The 1,381-nt window shown below is 56.2% G+C and carries 1 protein-coding gene; it reads right to left on the reverse strand.

The features are described from left to right. Window positions 1-282 precede the first annotated feature (282 nt). The gene (locus DQ230_RS16855; RefSeq protein WP_113913703.1) at window positions 283-1,296 is read right to left on the reverse strand and encodes an IS110 family RNA-guided transposase; all 1,014 of its coding nucleotides are present in this window, start codon (window positions 1,294-1,296) and stop codon (window positions 283-285) included. Between the last annotated feature and the right edge of the window lie 85 nt (window positions 1,297-1,381).

The raw sequence follows: 1,381 nt of genomic DNA on the forward strand, positions 1-1,381 counted from the left end.
GCGTGTGTGGATGCCTCCGATTTTGCAAGTTGATTTTTTGACGTTTTGGCTGGGCTTCAATCGGTCGTGTGTCAGGCCTCTTGGTGTGGCGGTTCTGACGCCACGGGCCGGTATGCTGTTCGGAAGGCTGGCCCCACATCGGTTCAGAGAGCTATGATGCTCGCGCCCCGGGACTGGGTGTTCCTGCCTTGAACTTTGAAGTCCGTGTTGCTTACTCCGTCGGTCGATCACCTTGCCCAGGCCTTTCGGCCTATGTCGTTTCCCTGTCGTTTCAAACCAAGGTCACGCCATTCTGTAATCCTCTTCCTTCATCGTCATGGCCCAGATCATGCGTGCCATCTTGTTGGCCAGCGCCACCGCCGCAACCATGCGCGGCTTTCGTGCTACCAGACTGGCCAGCCATCGGTTTTTGCTACCACCCTTGCGGACGACCCAACGGATTACACTCATGGCACCAACAATCAGCAGCTTGCGTATGTCGCATTGCCCCATCTTGCTAACCGCGCCGAGTCGGGCTTTGCCTCCGGTCGATCTTTGTCGGGGGACAAGGCCAAGCCAAGCAGCAAAATTGCGCCCGCTGTCGAAGGTGGACATGTCAGGAGCAAAAGCCGCGATGGCGCCTGCAGTCACGGGCCCAATCCCAGGAACCGTACACAGGCGGCGTAGCTCTTCGTCGGTCTTTGAGGCGGTTTCGAGCTCATTAGCAAGCTGTTCGATGATCTTGGTCAGTTGAACAATCTGTGTGAGGTAGATTGCTCCCATCTCCCGCACCTGTGCAGGAATGTCCGTGCTCGGATCGGCCAACGCGTTTTCTAGGATTTTCAGGCTGGCTGGGCCTTTTGCGGCAACCAAGCCAAATTCCGCCAGATGGCCCCGAAGCGAATTGATCAGCTGCGTGCGCTGTCGAACAAAACATTGGTGCGTCCGGAATGCTACGGCCCTTCCTTGTTTCTCGGCGCTCTTCACCGCGACAAAAGACATGGTCGGTCGGCTGGCCGCCTCTGCAATTGCTTCCGCGTCGGCCCGATCATTTTTTTGACGCTTTACGAATGGCTTAACGTATTGTGCTGGGATCAGATGAACGTCATGCCCGTAGGACTGCGCTACCCGCCCCCAGTGATGGGAGGTGGCACACGCTTCCATAGCGACAATGCAGCCCTCTTGCTCTGCAAACAGCTGATATAGTCGCGGTCGGGACACAGCACGGTTGGAAACAACCGTCCCGTCACCTCTTACCGCACAAACCTGAAAACTGTTCTTGGCCAAATCAACCGCCAATATGCTAATCTCTAACATGGATGCCTCCCTCTCTTTGGTTCAGATGAAACCACTTTGGCACAATTGATGCCGTCGGGTGGAGGCATCCACCGCATCAGTTCAG

Origin of the sequence: Roseovarius dicentrarchi (genome assembly GCF_003316635.1) — a bacterium.
In the GTDB taxonomy this organism is placed as follows: Bacteria; Pseudomonadota; Alphaproteobacteria; order Rhodobacterales; family Rhodobacteraceae; genus Roseovarius; species Roseovarius dicentrarchi.